The organism is Mucilaginibacter sp. OK098 (assembly GCF_900142915.1).
In the GTDB taxonomy this organism is placed as follows: domain Bacteria; phylum Bacteroidota; class Bacteroidia; order Sphingobacteriales; family Sphingobacteriaceae; genus Mucilaginibacter.
Genome location: NZ_FRCM01000004.1, coordinates 384,364 through 402,025 on the forward strand (window position 1 = coordinate 384,364; position 17,662 = coordinate 402,025).

At 41.1% G+C, this 17,662-nt stretch carries 18 protein-coding genes; 5 read left to right on the top strand and 13 right to left on the bottom strand.

What is annotated here, in order from left to right; translation table 11 throughout:
* Window positions 1-93: 93 nt before the first annotated feature.
* Window positions 94-1,425: a sensor histidine kinase gene (locus BUE31_RS15205; RefSeq protein WP_083619970.1), complete on the top strand. Its 1,332-nt coding sequence runs from the start codon at window positions 94-96 to the stop codon at window positions 1,423-1,425.
* A gap of 28 nt (window positions 1,426-1,453) precedes the next feature.
* Here the strand turns inward: BUE31_RS15205 and BUE31_RS15210 are convergent, their stop codons facing one another.
* From BUE31_RS15210 to BUE31_RS15235, 6 genes are all read right to left on the bottom strand, one after another.
* Window positions 1,454-2,341: a helix-turn-helix domain-containing protein gene (locus BUE31_RS15210; RefSeq protein ID WP_073404656.1), complete on the bottom strand. Its 888-nt coding sequence runs from the start codon at window positions 2,339-2,341 to the stop codon at window positions 1,454-1,456.
* A 64-nt stretch (window positions 2,342-2,405) separates the two neighbouring features.
* Entirely contained in the window at window positions 2,406-3,023 is a 618-nt protein-coding gene (locus BUE31_RS15215) for a pyridoxamine 5'-phosphate oxidase family protein (RefSeq protein WP_073404657.1), read from the bottom strand.
* Window positions 3,024-3,034: 11 nt separating this feature from the next.
* On the bottom strand, window positions 3,035-3,451 hold the full coding sequence (locus tag BUE31_RS15220) for a nuclear transport factor 2 family protein (RefSeq protein WP_073404658.1): 417 nt from the start codon (window positions 3,449-3,451) through the stop codon (window positions 3,035-3,037).
* 89 nt (window positions 3,452-3,540) lie between these two features.
* Window positions 3,541-4,089, bottom strand: a complete 549-nt coding sequence (locus BUE31_RS15225; RefSeq protein ID WP_073404659.1) for a carboxymuconolactone decarboxylase family protein — start codon at window positions 4,087-4,089, stop codon at window positions 3,541-3,543.
* Window positions 4,090-4,188: 99 nt separating this feature from the next.
* On the bottom strand, window positions 4,189-5,241 hold the full coding sequence (locus BUE31_RS15230; protein WP_073404660.1) for a winged helix DNA-binding domain-containing protein: 1,053 nt from the start codon (window positions 5,239-5,241) through the stop codon (window positions 4,189-4,191).
* Between the two features lie 79 nt (window positions 5,242-5,320).
* Window positions 5,321-5,929: a Crp/Fnr family transcriptional regulator gene (locus BUE31_RS15235; RefSeq protein WP_073404661.1), complete on the bottom strand. Its 609-nt coding sequence runs from the start codon at window positions 5,927-5,929 to the stop codon at window positions 5,321-5,323.
* A gap of 68 nt (window positions 5,930-5,997) precedes the next feature.
* Here BUE31_RS15235 and BUE31_RS15240 point away from each other — a divergent pair, with 68 nt between their 5' ends.
* Entirely contained in the window at window positions 5,998-6,180 is a 183-nt protein-coding gene (locus BUE31_RS15240) for a hypothetical protein (RefSeq protein ID WP_073404662.1), read from the top strand.
* A gap of 271 nt (window positions 6,181-6,451) precedes the next feature.
* The gene (locus BUE31_RS15245) at window positions 6,452-7,321 is read left to right on the top strand and encodes a creatininase family protein (protein WP_073404663.1); all 870 of its coding nucleotides are present in this window, start codon (window positions 6,452-6,454) and stop codon (window positions 7,319-7,321) included.
* Window positions 7,322-7,375: 54 nt separating this feature from the next.
* On the opposite strand, the gene BUE31_RS15250 is transcribed toward BUE31_RS15245, so the two are convergent.
* The 3 genes from BUE31_RS15250 to BUE31_RS15260 all read right to left on the bottom strand — a co-directional run bounded on the left by BUE31_RS15250 (window position 7,376) and on the right by BUE31_RS15260 (window position 12,925).
* Window positions 7,376-8,701: a DUF3472 domain-containing protein gene (locus BUE31_RS15250; RefSeq protein WP_143167134.1), complete on the bottom strand. Its 1,326-nt coding sequence runs from the start codon at window positions 8,699-8,701 to the stop codon at window positions 7,376-7,378.
* Between the two features lie 4 nt (window positions 8,702-8,705).
* Window positions 8,706-11,705 carry a glycoside hydrolase domain-containing protein gene (locus BUE31_RS15255; protein WP_073404664.1) on the bottom strand — a complete coding sequence of 1,000 codons (3,000 nt, stop codon included), beginning with the start codon at window positions 11,703-11,705 and terminating at the stop codon, window positions 8,706-8,708.
* A gap of 269 nt (window positions 11,706-11,974) precedes the next feature.
* Window positions 11,975-12,925, bottom strand: coding sequence for a Smr/MutS family protein (locus BUE31_RS15260; protein WP_073404665.1), 951 nt, complete (start codon window positions 12,923-12,925; stop codon window positions 11,975-11,977).
* Window positions 12,926-13,275: 350 nt separating this feature from the next.
* On the opposite strand from BUE31_RS15260, the gene BUE31_RS15265 reads away from it, so the two are divergent.
* Window positions 13,276-15,153 carry a M1 family metallopeptidase gene (locus BUE31_RS15265; RefSeq protein ID WP_073404666.1) on the top strand — a complete coding sequence of 626 codons (1,878 nt, stop codon included), beginning with the start codon at window positions 13,276-13,278 and terminating at the stop codon, window positions 15,151-15,153.
* A 77-nt stretch (window positions 15,154-15,230) separates the two neighbouring features.
* Here BUE31_RS15265 and BUE31_RS15270 read toward each other — a convergent pair whose 3' ends face one another.
* Together BUE31_RS15270 and BUE31_RS15275 are read right to left on the bottom strand one after the other, a co-directional pair.
* Entirely contained in the window at window positions 15,231-15,425 is a 195-nt protein-coding gene (locus BUE31_RS15270) for a hypothetical protein (protein ID WP_073404667.1), read from the bottom strand.
* Between the two features lie 58 nt (window positions 15,426-15,483).
* A complete protein-coding gene (locus tag BUE31_RS15275; RefSeq protein ID WP_073404668.1) occupies window positions 15,484-15,924 on the bottom strand; it encodes an Hsp20/alpha crystallin family protein in 441 nt (146 codons plus the stop codon).
* A 206-nt stretch (window positions 15,925-16,130) separates the two neighbouring features.
* On the opposite strand from BUE31_RS15275, the gene BUE31_RS15280 reads away from it, so the two are divergent.
* Window positions 16,131-16,664 (top strand): DUF4251 domain-containing protein, encoded by a 534-nt coding sequence (locus tag BUE31_RS15280; protein WP_159440693.1) that lies wholly within the window; start codon window positions 16,131-16,133, stop codon window positions 16,662-16,664.
* 81 nt (window positions 16,665-16,745) lie between these two features.
* Here BUE31_RS15280 and BUE31_RS15285 read toward each other — a convergent pair whose 3' ends face one another.
* Window positions 16,746-17,132: a YtxH domain-containing protein gene (locus tag BUE31_RS15285; protein ID WP_073404670.1), complete on the bottom strand. Its 387-nt coding sequence runs from the start codon at window positions 17,130-17,132 to the stop codon at window positions 16,746-16,748.
* 224 nt (window positions 17,133-17,356) lie between these two features.
* Window positions 17,357-17,551: a cold-shock protein gene (locus BUE31_RS15290; RefSeq protein WP_073404972.1), complete on the bottom strand. Its 195-nt coding sequence runs from the start codon at window positions 17,549-17,551 to the stop codon at window positions 17,357-17,359.
* Window positions 17,552-17,662 lie beyond the last annotated feature (111 nt).

Below are 17,662 nucleotides of genomic sequence, written 5' to 3' on the forward strand. Positions count from 1 at the left end.
AATTTTATTTTACGTATTAATATTGTTACACAATGCGCAATATTTTAATTAGCAATTATTATACTTGTAAATGCTTAGCTAATAGTTATTTAAATGAAGCAATCCTTTTGGAAAAAAATTCTTGGGTATCCTCCCGATTTCTCTCTAGAGGCGCGAATCTTTAATGCTACTTGTCTTGCCTCCGCCGTTGTTTTATTTTTGAATATTTTTTTAAATTCCCTGCTTGGCATCCAGCAATTAGTTGTTTTAATGGTGACGGTGTTTGCAATCGCAGTTCTTTGTTATTATTACTCCAGGTTTAAAAAGAAGTGGAATACCTGCATCGTGGTATATATGATCACGTGCAATATTCTTCTGATTGTAAACTATAAATATAATTCAGGCATTAACGGCCCCTCTCTTTTAATTTTTATACTTTCTTATTTCCTTACCATTTCCGTAGTTCCCAAAAAACAATATTGGTTTTGGATCACATTAAACCTGGTTATAGTTATTACACTGCTTGCAATTGAATACATATACCCCGGCACAATAAAGAACACATATCCTGATAATACAAGTCGTTTTATAGATGTGGGCTATACCTATCTTATTATTGTTTTTTTTATTTTTTTGGTTACCACCTCTGTCAGGAGAAGCTATTATACCGAGCGGAAGTTAGTTGAACAAAAAGCAACTGAGCTGGAGTATGCAAATGCTACAATGAACAAGCTATTTTCTATCCTGGCGCATGATCTGCGGTCGCCTTTAGCATCTATACAAAACTACCTGGAGGTGCTTTCTGAGTTTAAACTCAATGAGGATGAAAAATCGTCTATCCAGAAAGAGCTGCTGAATTCTACTCAAAACACGCAGGAAATGCTTGCAAATTTACTCCTTTGGAGCAAATCGCAAATGAGGGGCGTAGTTGTAAACATGGTTAAGCTAAACCTTAAGAAAAGCTTGGAAACTACTTTACATATTCATCAAACCGTAGCTGCTGAAAAAGGCATTCAACTGACCGATCAATTAAAAAATTCAATTTTTATTACTGCCGATACGGATATGTTGCAGCTAATTATAAGGAATTTAATAAATAATGCCCTTAAATTCACCAATCCGGGAGGGCAAATCATTGTATCAGCCGATATCATTGGCAATAATTGCCGGATAATGATAAAGGATAATGGCCTTGGAATTCCTTATGAACAACAAAATGATATCTTTTCATTAAAAACCGAGTCGACTTCAGGAACAAAAAATGAAAAGGGCGTAGGTTTAGGGTTATTATTATGCAAGGAATTTACCGAATTACAGAACGGAAAAATAACATTTGAAAGCATACCCGGAACCGGAACAACTTTTTATGTTAGCTTTAAACTATGCCAGGCTATTAACGAAAATGATATAAATGAAGGGCAGCTGGTTAAAAAAAACCAGGTGTAATTATTACAGAAATTTTAATCTAATACAGCTAAGCCATTACTGCTCTCCCTGCCCCAACAGTATCACGATAGAGTTGCGGTGAAACATCAGCATTGTTTTTAAAGAACCTGCTGAAATAATATTCATCATCATACCCCAACTCAAAAGCAATTTCTTTTACCGGTTTATTGGTTAGGTAAAGCTCACGTTTAGCTTCAATCACAATCCGTTCGGCAATCATATCGGTTAAGGTGCGGTTAAAGTGTGTTTTGGTGAGTTTAGCCAGTGCCTTTGCCGATATATTGAGCATATCGGCATAATCACTTGCCGAGTGTTTCTTTTTAAAATGAGCTTCAATGGCATCTTTCAGGTTTTGAAGGATAAAAGGCTCTTTACGATCTATAAGTATGGTTTGTTCAGAAGGTTGTTGCTCAGTTTTTAGTCGGACTGCTGTTATTAAAAATATTTTGAGGTATGATACCAGCAGTTCATATTGGGCCATCGCCGGGTTTTGCATCTCGGCTTTTATTTGCTCCAGCACCATTTTAAAGATGACGGCAGCATGTTCATCTATCCTTACAAAAGGCGGTTCATAAATATTATTGAATAAAACACCATGGCATGATACTTCTTTATCATGCTTATGGATGCAGAAAAAATCGGGGTGAAAGTTTAGGGCTATGCCTTCAAACGGTTCATCTGTAATTACCATAAACGGCTGGTAAATTGCAAAGGCCAACAAAGTATTGGCCTCAAAATCATACTCGGAAAAATTCCACCTCAGTTTTCCTCTACCCTTTGTAACCCAAACTATTGTATAATAATTATGCCTTTGCAGATGATCAAAATTGTTATTATCATCAAATGAAAATAACCTGAATGCCAGGTTACCCGTTTGAGGGTCGACTAAAGTAAATGCGGTTTGAGTGTTGAGCATGTTATAGAGATTAGAGACTGGAGATTAGAGATTAGTTGAACGCCAAAATCGGGATGTTGGTTGTTTATTGGCCTTCAGCTAACCTCTCCTTTAAAAGCGTATTTTCTTCACGGAGCTTATTTATATATTCATGCTGCGCCATAAATTCATCCCGTATTTCTTCAAGTGTGTATCGTTCGGTTATGTGCTGGGGGCAATTCCAGTCATAAGCCTTTACATTTAAAACTATTATTCTTTCCGGTTTAAATTTATAGCCTTCCAGGTTAAGCTTATCAAATAGCTCCTGGTTATCCTCTATCTCTAAAACTTTTGCTTCAGCATAAATTTTAAGACGGGCTTTGGCGGCCTGGTCCAATAAAAACAAAGCTATTTTATTATTGGTTGCCAGGTTACCTATGGTTACGTACTGTTTGTTACCTCCAAAATCAATAAATCCCAAAGTTTTTTCATCAAGCACTTTCAAAAAGCCCTTCGGCCCACCTCTGAATTGAATATACGGGAAGCCGTTTTCTCCAATGGTAGCCATATAAAAATTATCCTGGTGGCTAATAAAGTCCTCTTCGTACTCAGTTAAACCATCAGTAATTTTATACTGCTCCTGCCTGGCATAGCTTGCCCTGCTGCCATATCGTTCCTGGAAACGTTTTGAAGCATCTGAAAAAGCAATCTTCGAATAGTTCATTGGTTTTAAATTTAAAACAATTTCCGATCTGTTTCGGCAATAGCCAGGTCATTAATGCTGGCAAATCTTTTTTGCATGTAGCCGTTTTCATCAAACTCCCACAATTCGTTACCATAACTGCGGTACCATTGGCCGGCCGCATCGTGCCATTCATATTCAAACCTTACTGCCATCCGGTTTTCTTTGAACCCCCAAAGCTCTTTTTTAAGCTTATAATCCAGCTCTTTTTCCCATTTGCGCTTTAAAAACTGCTTTACTTCTTCGCGCCCGTTTATAAAATCGGTACGGTTGCGCCATTCGGTATCAATGGTGTAGGCCAGGCTCACCTTTTCGGGGTCTTTTGTATTCCAGGCATCTTCGGCTGCCTGCACTTTTTGCAAGGCAGTCTCCATAGTAAATGGAGGTAAAGGGAATCGTTGGTTTTCCATGCTGATATTTTTTATAAAATTAACTAATACAGCAAAAGCTAAGGCAAGTTCCCTAACTTTTACTGTATAATGAGATTTGGATTGATAACTTAAGCAAGCTGACCGGCATTGACAACCGGAAAATCAATGCTTGTATTCGCAGTATTGTTAAAGTAGTTGGTTAAAACATTCAGCGCTACGTGGCCAACGATTTCACCTATTTCGCCATCGGTTAAACCAGCGGCTTTAATGGTATCAACATCGGCATCGTTTACCAAACCCTGCTTGTTAACCAATACATTGGCAAATTTTAATATTGCATCAGTTTTCGCGTCAGCAGCATTGCCATTGCGGGCGTTTTGTAAAGTGTCTGTGTCGATATGAACCAGTTTTTCACCAATAAATGAGTGGGCTGATAAACAGTAATCGCAATTGTTTTTCTGAGAGATGGCCAATGCAAGCAACTCACCGGTTTTGGCTCCTAATTTACCATGACTTAACGCGCCGCTCAGGTTAAGGTAACCTTCAAGCAGTGCAGATGAATTCCCCATAGTGCGCATCATATTTGGCACCATCCCTAATTTACCTTGAATAGCATCAAATAATTCTTTGGTTTTGCCTGTTGCTTCATCAGGGCTTATTGCTTTTAAACGTGTCATTTTCTTAAAGTTTGTTTGTCTGTATTGACAATACAAAGGTGCAATGACGCTTAATTTTACAACATGGATGAAGTACGCAAGTGCATGGACAATTTTTCTTCAGTCCTTCATAAATTTCTGATACCGCTTTTGGGCCATTTCAATTGCCTTTGTTTGAACCTTGTTGAGCTTGCCAAAGGGATTTAATACTATTTCGATCTCATTTTTTTTAACAGCCCGTTTCCAGGTGCCAACAACCTGGTTGTTTATTATTATAGACGGATCAAAAATAACATGCCGCGCCTGTACCAAATATTTAGGATTAACCGCTGCTGTACGATCGCTGTAAGCAACGGCAAATTCATCATATGCGGGTAACAGGTGTGCTATTGGAGCTTTAGTATTTATAACAGGCTGATCTTTTGGCATCCAATAGGTATGCCCGTTAACCTGGATATTTGTCAATTCTGATTTTATAACATCAAGCCCGGTTTTTGCATCAGTTAAAGTAAGGCCGCTCCACCATGCAAAATCCTGCAAGGTAGCCGGACCGCGACTTATAAAATACCGCTTCACTAATTCGGCGAGGGCTTCTTCGTGAGATGGGGTATTACCCCGGGGTACCCGGTCATCAAAAAGTGTATAGGAAAATTGTTTGCCCAGCCTTGCGCCACTGCAAATTACCCGGTCTAGTTCTGCACGCATCAGCAAATGAATAAAGCGTTCCTCATTGGTGTCAACTCCGGCTTGTTGCAACACATCCATCATTTCAAGCCGACTTAATTGTTTGCCGCCCGTCAGCGCTTTTCCCAATGCATCATTGCTTTGCTTAAATATTGAAGCATCTAATTTAAGCTGTCTTTCCCGTGAAGCGCTGAGAGAAATTATGCGGTGCGCGGTTAAATCAAGCATCCATCGCAAATCGTCCGGCGCAACAAAGTGCCAGGTTGGGCGCAGCACATGCGTGCGGATAATGCTGCCATCGGCCATGGCCTTATCAACGGCAGCATCATTACTTTTTTGCAGGCGCATGCCAACCGCCCATTTGGCTCCGGCATAGTCTTGTGCCTGCATGGCACCCATGTATTTTACAATCTCTGAAGGCGTTGCAAACGTTTGTGCTGCAATATGCTGTGTATAAAGGCGCTGTTGTGCAATTTCAAGATCGGTCATTTAGTGTTTTTTATTAATGCTAAAATAACAAACCGTAATGACAACAGCTTGTCAGCAGTAAATGCAAACCAATCGGTGTTCATTTTCCTTCTTTCGGACTTCCGGACTTTACTGACTTTTCGGACTTCGACTTTAGTCGACTCAGCGTCTCCTGTGAGATGCCGAGGTAATCCGCTACAATTTTGCTTGGTAATCGCTGGATCATTTTCGGGTTTCTTTTCATTAAAATGTCGTACCGTTCTTTTGCATCCATGGTTATCAGGCTTTCAATGCGTACAATGGCATCAATATAATCCTGTTGAAGGCCCAGGTGATTCATCCGTTCCCATCCGGGTACGGTATCCATCAGCATTTGATAATCACTGTGGCTTATCAATAACAACTCCGACGGCTCTATGCTCTGGATTGATGCCGCGGAAGGTTCCCGCAGTACAAAACTTGGGAAAGCTGTTCCGAATTTTCCTTCAAATATTAAAAAGCGGGTAGCTTCCTGCCCGTCATCATCAATTAAAAAAATCCGTAAACAGCCTTTAACTACAAAATACAGGTATTGACTAACCTTTCCTTTTTCTAATAGTATTTCGTTCCTTTTGGTGATTTTGGGTTTATAGTGACTTAAAACAAAAGTCCATTGCTCTTCTGTTAAATTTATGCCCGGCGATAAAGTATTTCTTAATATTTGATGCATAATCACATTCACAAAACGGTATAATAGCCTTATAAATATCTACCTTTGAAAGCTAACTAAAAAACATCATGGCACAAAAAGTTATAACTGTAAATATAAATGTGTACGAGCAATCGGTTACCAACCGCCACTCAGCTTACGAAATTCCTTTTGTAAATAAATACCTTGACGAAGGCTGGGTGATTAAAGAAACTATTCATAGCCAAACGGTATCTAACTGGATGAATGTTACTTTTATACTGGAGAAGTAGAGAAAGCTATTCTACCATGATTGACTTTAATATAAAAGACACGTCATGCTGAACTTGTTTCAGCAGCTCACACGCTAAGTGTACACCATGCACGTATGAATGTCCTGTGGGGTGCCGAAATAAATTCGGCATGACGGATGGTGTGTTTAGGCCTATCGTTATTTAGTGATATAGTCAAAAACACGTTACATAGGGCCACTATCCTCTAATATCCCTAAATAAGTTTGTAAATTCATGCGATAATTCCATTTATAAACCAATTTTTAAAGATATGAAAACCTGTTTATCACTATTTGTCGCCCTGTTTCTTTCAATCGGTGCTTTTGCACAGGAAATCCCTGCCCGCTGGGATGAGCTTGTTGCCAGCGATTTCCCTAAAGCACTTGAAAAATCATCAAAAACCTGTATCCTTCCTATCGGCATCCTTGAAAAACATGGCCCGCACTCCCCTATCGGTACTGACTTGATCCACGTACGCGAATGGGCTGCACACGCTGTAAAATCAGAATACGCAGTTGTGTTTCCTGATTACTTTTACGGCCAGATCAACGAGGCCAGGCACCAGCCGGGAACTTTTTCTTTACCAAGTGATGTAATTTATAAATTACTCGAAGCTACCTGTGATGAAATAGCCCGCAATGGCTTTGATAAAATAGTTATCCTGAACGGGCATGGCGGCAACCCTGAGTTTTTGCACTTCTTTATGCAATCGTTGCTTAACAAGCGGCACAACTATGCAGTTTACCTGTACAGCCCTGAATACGATAAGGATTTTGAAGTGGCATACCGCAAAATGCACAAATCGCCAATGGATGGTGATGAGCATGCAGGCGAAAGTGAAACTGCAACGCTGATGTATTATCGCCCTGATTTGATGCGGATGGACAGGGCAGCAACAGAAAGCGGGGCTGATCAGAAACGGTCTGACCTACCCGGTCTTTATACGCCTATCTGGTGGTATTCGTCTTTTCCAAATCATTATGCAGGAGAGGGCGATAAAGCAACTACCGCGTTTGGTAAATTTATAACCGACCATGAAATAGCTTCATTTATAAAGGCATTAAAAGAAGTAAAGGCCGATACAAAAACTATACCCCTGCAAAATGAGTTTTACGACCGGGTTGATAAGCTGAATAAGTAGAAGTCTGCGAAAAACTTACGAAGTTTTAAAAACTGCGTAAGTTTAACCTATCTATTATGATAATTTATCCAATTCTACATCCGGCGTTTTTCCGCCTGTTGGCCTTATTAACTCTATCCCACGTTTGGTATAAGTGTTAAAAAAACCGCAGTTTTTAAGGTAAAAAGCGTTGCCATCAATACCGCCGGCATAGTCCATACGATAGCCTTTCATGGCAGTGGCATCGTTTGTGAAATGAGCTTTGTTTATTTCGGTCCAGTGGCCGTTGTTGTCGGCAATCCACTGGTTGTTGAATAATACCCGCCGGGTTGTTATGCCATTTTCAGGTTCAAAGTTTTCTAAAAACGAGTGCAGGCCTTTTAACCAGGTATTTGTTTGCGGGCGACTAAAGCTTGCTATCAGCTGCCATTTGCCAACCTCGGGCGCAAAAAACCAGGTTGTATAAGTAGTGTGGTTGTTACCAGTAGGTTTGGCCTGCACCAAAAACTTGTAAGTATTACCGGCTTTCCAGTTATACAACAGATAACTTTGCCCACCGGACCCTTCGCTACCAAACTCGCCGGTACGCACATTGGGGCCTTTTTTTAACATCACAATCTTCTGGCTGTCGGGTATGGCTTTGGGGTTATCCGTATTAAATGGGCTCCATACCGAAAACAAAATGTGCCTTTCGGTTGGCGAATTTACCTGCATGCCAAAGTATCCTACATTAAACCCATCTGCCATAAAATACGAGCCTAACACATCGTTTCTAACCGGTACTGTTACTTCGTTATAAAACCATTCTATGTTGGTATTGGGCAGTTCGTATGCCAGGTGCACGGATGGCCCCCTTCGCCCCCAATGAAAATAGTTGCCTTCGTTATTTGGGACATAGGCGGTTTTGGCATTAATAGCGGTACCACCCAGTTTTACACTGCTAACATCGGCAAAAGTTTTACCGGTTTTACTGATTCCTTTTATATCGATTGCAATGTACCCGGTGTCGGCGGCGTTCCATTCGCCAACATAGTAGTCCTGAGCTGTTGCTCCAGATACAGTTATATTTTTGGAGAATCTTGCCGCAGAAACGGCTATAACGCTTTTACCGTCCGGTACTTTTAAGTTAAGCCAAAGCTTAAATTTTCCCTTAACAGCTACCCGGAAATAAGCTGTAAATTTTACTTTATTGTCCGTCCAGCCAACAATACCATCGTTGGTAATGGTGCCGCCTGCAGTGTCGTTAGCTACACGCCAGGCATTGCCACCTAACGGCACGGTTATTACGCTATCGTTGTTTTTAGCAGTAAGCAGGGCATGGCGCGTTATTTTGGTAAAACCCATTGCCAGGCATGTTATTGCAATTAATGCTATACCGGTTGTTAATTTAGTTATTTTCATCAGGCTATTTTTTTTCGCTAATTATAATCAGCCACCCTTTACCTTTTTCAACCTTTATTTCATCGCCATCTTTAAAGCTTGCGGCCTGCTGAAAATTATTAACGGCAGGTGCGGTAATGGTTGCTTTTGCGGGATCAATACCTAATGCTTTCCAGTTTATAGTAAGTTTAATATTGACATCAGCTGCTGCCCAGCTTGCTATTGAAACCAGCGCTTTGCCAGGTTTTTTATAGATGGTTGCCAGCACATCTGGGTTATTGGTTTTTACGGGATTACTTTCTACCCAGTAGCCAATCATCTTTGTCCCCTGCATGCCAAAATTATCCCAAACTTTCCAGATCGGGCGCGGATCGGCGTTATCGCTCCAGGGCATGCGGTTGGTCATTCCGTAGACCATTCCGCGCCATGGGTTGCCGCCACCCTGCAGCATCTCGCCCATTAAGCCGAATGGGATGCCCGAAACTTCTGTTAAGAAGAAATCAGGTGTGTTTTTTTCGTAATCAAAGTATTCGCCAAACCAAAGGCGGTTCAGGTATGGAAAATGCTCCAGGTACAGGTTACCGCTGTTATTAAAGCCATCGCTTTTGTTGTATTGATTGGCCGAGTGCAGGTCGATGATACCGGGGTGCCCGTCTTTGGTAAGCACGCGTTTGATCCGTTTCATGGTGATGCGGTCGAAGGCTACATCATCAAGGTAAATCCCATCAATGCCCACATTTTGCACCAGCCAGTTCATGCCTTCCACATAGTAATTGTGCCAGCGGCTCATCCCGCTGTTTATTAATGCGGCGTCTTTATATTCGGGAACATACCATGCGGCAATATAGCCATCGGCCACATGCTCCTGCAACCAGGAATAACCACCGCCCTTGCCCGGCGAATAGATCTCGTGCCCCAAACTCCGCATAGGGAAAGTTTCATAAGCGCTGTTTGACAATTCGCGCACCGTGTTATAAATCTTCACCTTTAGCCCCAGCTGATGTGCTGAATCAATGTAACTTTTCATTTGGCGCCACCTGATGAACGGATAATTGATATAAGGATTTATCGGTGTTCCATGGTGGATGTTAACTACTGTTGCCCCGGTTTGCTTAATGCTATCGAGCGCACTGTATTTATGGTAAAAACGGGTTGCCCACTGAAAATCGGTATTTATAGGATGGAACGGTGTGATCAGCAGCGTGAAGTTATAATAAAGCACATCGCCCTTTTTCATCGTGCGGGCGCCGCTGTAGTTATTTACCAAAACATGGTTATCCTTTTCGCTGATGTTTATGCCGCCCTTGTTATCATTACCCCATGAGGTTGGCAGCAATAAAGGCTTCTGAAGATAGAAATTGGTATTAAGCGGGCGCACATAGTTTTCATCGCGCAGCGAATATTGTAAACCGGCGTTTACATCTCCTATCCATGCGCCATCCTGGTTTTTATGCGGCACATCCCATTTCCATTCGTAGCTTTCCGGGCGTTTTTCACCTTTCAAATTCAACCCCATTATGTATCTGGAGGCATCCTTATTAAAAGGGATCTCCATCCTGATGTCTTTTAAATCCACATCCTGCAAAGCGGTAACTTTTACAGTGTATAAGGCAAAGCCATCAAACTCAATTGAGCCTGATACATTCATTTGCAGATTAGCAGAGGTGTTAACAGCCTCCCATTTAACTGTGCCGGGCTGGGTTTCGGTAAACTTTACACCTTTTGATTGCCATTTTTCAGTCCCATTATTGTTCTCAGCCACAAGGCTGATTGGCGCGCTGATAATATCTTTTGCTTTTGTTGAAAAGGAAGTCATTTCGGGCGTAAAATAGGCCTGGATGTTTTTAGGAAAACCTGTTTTGTCCAGTATTACTTTGCGGCCAAGCAGGGCAATGCTGTTATCTTTTACCACTAAGGGGATATAAGGTTTTATCACATCGTTTTGCTGCGCCAGAGTTGAGTTGAGCCAGGTTAAGCGTGTTTCTTTTTGTGGTTCATTAATGCCGCGTTGAACAGCTATTGCAGGTTCAACTTTTATCCTGATCCCGATCTTTGTATTCTCCGCATTTTTTGCACTTATGGTTACCATTCCTTCATAAATGCCGGCAACAACCGTTGCCGGGATATTAACCAGGCACCACATGGCCTGTACATCGCCTTTATTTATATCAACCTGTTTGGTAAAGGCATTGCCCCGGTAATCGGTACCGCTGTTATTAAGGCATGATATTACTTTTGATGAGATTACTGCTCCTGATTTACTTTTCAGATCAGAGAAAGTGATTTTTACGCCCGTTAAATCTTTAGCTGTTGGATAGATGCCTAACTGATAGCTATAATTTTCGCCTCTTTTTGCTTCGCCGGTAAAAACACTTTTCACGCCGCTTGTTATCCAGCGCTGCGGCAGGTCGTGTTTCATTTTTATAATATTCAGCCTGTCTTCCGGAAATACCAGGTACGTTTTACCTGCATTTTGCTGAACAAGGTTATTTACCTCGGTTTTTGTTGCTATTACCTCCATCGGGTAAAAGCTATTCATTGCGGTTACTGATTGGATAGACTCAACCTTAGCGCCTTCTATATTTTTGCTATTAGTGATAGACTGCACCCAATCGTCAGTTGCTGTTTGTTGTTGCTTTAAGTATTTTACATTAGGATAGTTTGATTTCCTGTCTACCTTATAAGGCATGTAGTAAACAAAATACTTTTTATTACCCTGCGAAGGCTCAAAATATAGTGCTGCGCTTTCGCGGGTAATGGCAGCTACAGACACATTCATTATCCGTTTATTGGTAGCAGAATCAACCACAAAAAGCTGCTTGGTTTCGGAATGATAATCATTTCTCCGCCAGTTAATTATAGCTTTTGCAATGGGAGTATTGGCATTTTGCAGCGTTAAAACCACACGGTGGTTACCCAGTGAATCGGCATCCCAGTCGTTATTTTTTGAAATGTATTTTATTTGCTGCGCGAAAGAAATTTGACAGGAAAATATTAGCAGGGCTATGTAAAATATTTTTTTCATAAAGGAACAGTTACGTTACTGCTAAATTAAAAATACTTTACCGCCCCGGGGTATACTGCGCAATCGTTTGCGCTAACATTTTTATTGCAGGCCTTCGACCTGCGCTGACGGATTTACCCCTTTCAGGGCTTGAAAATTTACTATTTTCAACCTGGCAGTTAGCTGGCTGTGTCCCCACAGCCAACCTTTTTCAACCTGGCAGCTGGCTGGCTGTGGGGACACAGCCAGCGGGGGCTTCTATTGCAGGCCTTCGGCCTGCAAAGGCGTATTTATTTCAACATTACCTTGGTAGCCCCATACCCAAATTTCTCTTTACGGGCATCCATAAACGTTTGGATCTTTTGGTGCTTGCCTAACAGCTTATGGATTTCATGTCTTAAAGTTCCGTTACCGGCGCCATGGATAAAAATAATTTCCGGAAGCTGGTGCACAATGGCGGCATCAAGCGCTTTGTGAAAATGATCCAATTGGATCTTTAAGATCTCACCGCTGTTTAAAAACTGGTGATCGTTGCGCAGCTTTTCAATATGCAGGTCAACCTCATTCCCCGGTTTTTCAACAATCGCTTTTTCATCGGGCGACTGGAAGAAGCTTTCCTTTAGCTTTTGGGCGTCAATTACCAATTCAGCTTCATCCAACTGGATCAGCCATCCCTGGGTTTTCAATACCGGGATCAGCTTCTTTGAGCCGGAGAAATCCTTTGCCTTATATTTTTCATTAACCACCAATGGTGCAGGCGGTTCTGCATTTTGTTTGGTATGATAAAGGATGTGAAAAGTAAATTTAGGCCAAAGCTGCAGATCAGCCAGTTGCGCCGAATAAATTTTGGTTGCTGTATTTGGTGCGGCTATCCCGCTGTATTCTCCTTTAAAAGTATTTGTCTTTTCTGTTGTTAACGATGCCAGCAACTGAAACGAAGTATCATTAACCAAATAAAAATGAACAACCGAGTTAGCTTTCGGGTCGTTCACTACGCCAATATAAACACCTTTTGTTTTAAACTCGCCTGCTTGGACTGGCTGTTCATCAGTAATATCATCTTTTTTAGTACCGGCGGCTATATAACCATGTACAGTTGTAACCTTACTGGCCAGCACCGGGATCTCGAAATCATCCTCGCCGGTAACACCTATCATTTGGTCGTCAATAATGCGGGTTACAAAGCCCTCCATTTTCTCGTCCACAAAGCGCACAAAGTCGCCTAATTTATATTTTGCCATGATTATAAAATATGATTTCACCGATTAGATTTGATTTCACCGATTATTGGGAGGATTTCGCTGATCATTATCAGTGTAATCATTCTCTATCGGTGTAATCATTGCAAAAAAAAACCACCCGCCCAAAGGCAGATGGTTAGAAATTAGTTATTTAATACCCCTATTAAAATAACTAGGCGCAAATTAAAAAAATATTTGTCGCTTCGCAAATAGTAAAGTGTTAATTTTTTTAACGCGAATGTAATTATTTTAATAACTGTGCGTCTAACCCAGTATAATTCGCTTTTATTTACTTATCGCCATATAATATTGGCTTAAATCTGTTTATTTGCTCACAAAACTTACTTCAAATGTTTAAATCAATTATTGCAGGTGCTATTTGCAGCCTGGTTTTATTCCAGGCAAAGGCACAAAACCTGTACATGCCACGTGATATCCAACACGCATTTAACAAAGGGAGCCGCTCATTAGATGGCAAGCCCGGCAAAAACTACTGGCAAAATCATGGCCGTTACACCATTTCAATCAGCGCTTTACCTCCCGACAGGAATATAAAAGGTGTAGAGCAAATTGTTTATTTCAACAACAGCCCCGATACCTTAAAAAGGCTGAACATGAAATTGATCCTTAATATTCACCGCCCGGGGGTTGCCCGTTTTGGCAACGCAAGTGATGATTACCTTACCCCCGGAATCCAGGTTGATTCCATATTTATAAACGGAACAAAAAAGAATTGGAATAACAAACAAGCAGCTAATACCAATCAAATGATAGGCTTGCCAAAACCATTGATGCCGCATGATTCTGTAAAACTTGATGTTACCTGGCATTTTGAGATCTCGAAAGAAAGCGGCCGTGAAGGTATGATAGATTCAACCAGCTACTACCTGGCTTATTTTTATCCGCGTGTATCTGTTTATGATGATTATAATGGCTGGGATACTTTACCATTTTTAGACGCGCAGGAGTTTTATAACGATTTTAACGATTATACCCTGAATGTAACCGTGCCCAAAAACTACATAGTTTGGTCAACCGGAACTTTACAAAATCCTAAAAAGGTTTTACAGCCTGAATATGTTAAAAGGCTGGAGCAATCCTTCACCAGCGACTCAACCATACACGTTGCTACCAAAGAAGACCTAGCAAAGAAGAATATTACGGCCCAAAACGATTTAAACACCTGGACTTGGACCGCCAACAACATCAGCGATATGGCCGTGGGTGTAAGTGACCATTACGACTGGGATGCTGCAAGCGCTATTGTTGATGATAAAACAGGCAGGCGCGCCAGTATGCAATCTGCATTTTTAGACAATGCCGCCGATTTTCATCATGCAGTACAAGCAGGTCGCCATTCACTAAGCTGGCTTTCGCATAACTGGCCGGGTGTGCCTTATCCGTTCCCTAAGATGACTTCATTCCAGGGATTTGCCGATATGGAATACCCGATGATGGTAAATGACAGCCATACCGATGACATTGCCTTTTCGCAATTTGTTCAGGATCACGAAATAGCGCATACCTGGTTCCCTTTTTACATGGGAATTAACGAAAGCCGCTATTCGTTTATGGATGAAGGCTGGGCCACTACTTTTGAACTGCTGATAGGAACAGATGAAGTAGGCAAAGAAAAAGCCGAAAAACTATATAAAGGTTTCCGTGTGGATCAATGGATCCATGATCCGTCTACAGCTGAAGACCTGCCTATAATTACCCCTACCAGCGAATTAAGGGGTGGTTTTGGCAACAACTCGTACGGTAAACCATCATTAAGTTATTTTGCCTTAAAAGATCTGCTTGGCGATGATCTGTTTAAGAAGGCACTGCACACTTATATGGACAACTGGAATGGCAAACACCCAATTCCATGGGATTACTTTAACTCCATGAGCAGCGGAGCCGGCAAAAACCTTAACTGGTTCTTTAATAACTGGTTCTTTACCAACTACTATATCGATCTAAACTTGCAAAAAGTAACCAAAGCTAAGGGTGGGTACTTGCTATCCATCCAAAATATAGGAGGCTTTGCGGTTCCGTTTGATGTTAAAGTAACTTACAGCGATGGCACTACCGCTATCGTTCATCAAACACCGGCAGTCTGGGAACACAATGAAAAACAGATCAGCGTAGATATTAAAACTGCTAAAACAGTAACCTCAGTTGTTCTTGACGGCGGCATATTTATGGATGCTGATGAAAGCAACAATAAATGGATTGCTAAGTAAGTAGTTTCTGCGATAAACAAAGAAGAAGCCGCCTCATAACCAATATGGGGGCGGCTTCTTTGTACCGCTTAATTTTTTTACAGATTAAGATTTAGTTCCTGACCATCCCTTTTTAAGCGCGCCCATTTTTCCAGTGCTTCTTTTTGGAGCAGTTTGTTGCGCTCAATTACTATGGCCTGTTCATCTTTTTCACAAAGCGGCCCTTCGGTAATCAGGTTTGGAACTGGTTTCCCGTCATCTTCTTCTTCGTTTTCATCATTTGTGATCAACATGGCCTAAAAAATATTAGGCGCCGCTAAAAAGCGCCCGGTTACAATTACTAACAGATAATTATTTTATCTCTATATGGCGGCTGGCTGTCCGAACCTCCTCTTTTTTTGCAACATTGATCCTTAGCACACCATCAGTGTATTCCGCTTCAATGTTCGCATCATCTACCGAATCAGGCAGGGTAAAAGAGCGGACGAACGAGCTATAGCTGTATTCCCGTTTATTATACTTTTTATCATTTTCAGTTTGTTCCGTTTGTTTTTCCGCAGATATTGTTAGTATATCCCGGTCCAGATCAACCTTAAAATCTTCCTTCCTTAGTCCCGGCGCAGCCAGTTCGATGTGATAGTGTCCGTCCGTCTCAGAGATGTTTACCGCCGGCACCCGTGATACCATCCGGTCTGATAAAAAAGTGTCGTTGAAAATAGATTCAAAAATGTCGTCAAAGCCTGGGCGGGCAAGGCTCCTGTTTTTCCCCTCATTAAATTTCACTAAGGTCATAACGTTTCCTCCTTCATTTTAACAGCCGGAACATTCCGGCATATTTTTACAACAGGCAGAAAGAGGACTGGTTTGTCATTTTTTTATTTTTCAAAACAAGGCTAAAACCGTTCGGCATCCTGCCCGAAACTGAAGCCGTTATGATAAGAACAGACCAAATATGGTATGGAATTTGTGCGACTTATAAGTGTACTAAATCAATGGTTATGAAAAACTTAAGTAAATTATTTGTGGTATTTGCTCTTGTTTTTTTAGGAGTGAATACTACAAGGGCCCAAAGGTCCTTAAAAGATGATGAGGCTAACAAAGCCGCTGAAGTAAAAGATTTAATAAGTGGTGGCAGATACACCTTTGAAGCAACGAAAGTAATTTCTCAAAAAGGGAACAGCAGTTCACTGGCGTCAGGATATGACCTGGATGTTTCAAAGGACACCTTGATTGCCAACCTGCCTGTAAGTGCGCGTACTGCAACTATGAATTCCGGCGGGAAGAAGATCGAGTTCACCTGCACCAATTTTGGCTACAACGTAAGTGCTGGTAAAAATGGACATCAGGAGGTCACTATCCTGCCAAAAGGAAAAAATTCCGGGGGGATGAAGGAGGTCCGGGAATTAAAACTGGATATATCTTCATTGGGTTATACTACACTAACAGTAACAGGAAGCGGCAGCCCAATTTCCTATTATGGTTATATCAAAGGGCATAGTGCAGAATTTCCCTCAGTTAGCGCACAGCAGTAAATTTTCAATTACGTATTAACAAGGAAAGCTGCCCCTTTTGAGGCAGCTTTCCTTGTTAATATTTTTTTAAATTATGCTTTTTTAAGAATTTTGAACTGAATGATTCAGGTCACTTGCTTCGCTTTTGGCTTTTGATTTAGCTTCTTCAAATTTACTTTGAGCTTTATCTTTTAAGTCGTTAGCTTTTTCTCTTGCTGTTTCAACCGCAGCGTCCTTATAATCAGACACTCTTTCTGCTACCCCGCTAAATCTTGATCTTGCCTTATCATAAGCACTGCTGCTATATTCTTTTATCCCGGTACCTGCTGCCTGTGCTTTATCTTTGGCGGCCTCAACCAAATCATTAATATAATCGGCAATATCATCTCTCGTTTTCTCGCCTTTTTCAGGGGCCAACAATAATCCTAATGCCGCGCCTGCTGCTGCGCCTATTAATAGTGCTGCTATAACTTTTGTCTGATCTTTCATAAGTTTTGAATTTTGATAATTACATTAATACAATAACAATGCCAGCGTTTTGTTTTTATTTTTTTAAAATGCTTCTTCCATGCCTCACCTAAATCCTCTCCAAAGGAGAGGACTTGAACCTTCCTCATTCTTAGAACCCTCTCCTTTGGAGAGGGCAGGGTGAGGCATAAAAAAAGGCATCCATTTTTCAATGGATGCCTGTACGTTTAATGATTATATTATAATTAAATAACCTTTACATTTACCGCATTTAAGCCTTTTCTTCCGTTCTCTACTTCAAACTCCACTTTATCATTTTCACGGATTTCATCGATTAGACCTGTTGAATGAACAAATACGTCCTGGCCACCAGCACTTGGTGTAATAAATCCAAAACCTTTTGTTTCATTGAAAAATTTTACTGTTCCTTCTTTTTGCATTATTTTATTTATTAAAGGCGCCAAGGTAGGCATAATTATCCATAAAGCAAGTGTTTGTTAGTCCGAAAGTCGGTAAAGTCAGTAAAGTCCGAAAGTAATCGCTGATTTTTA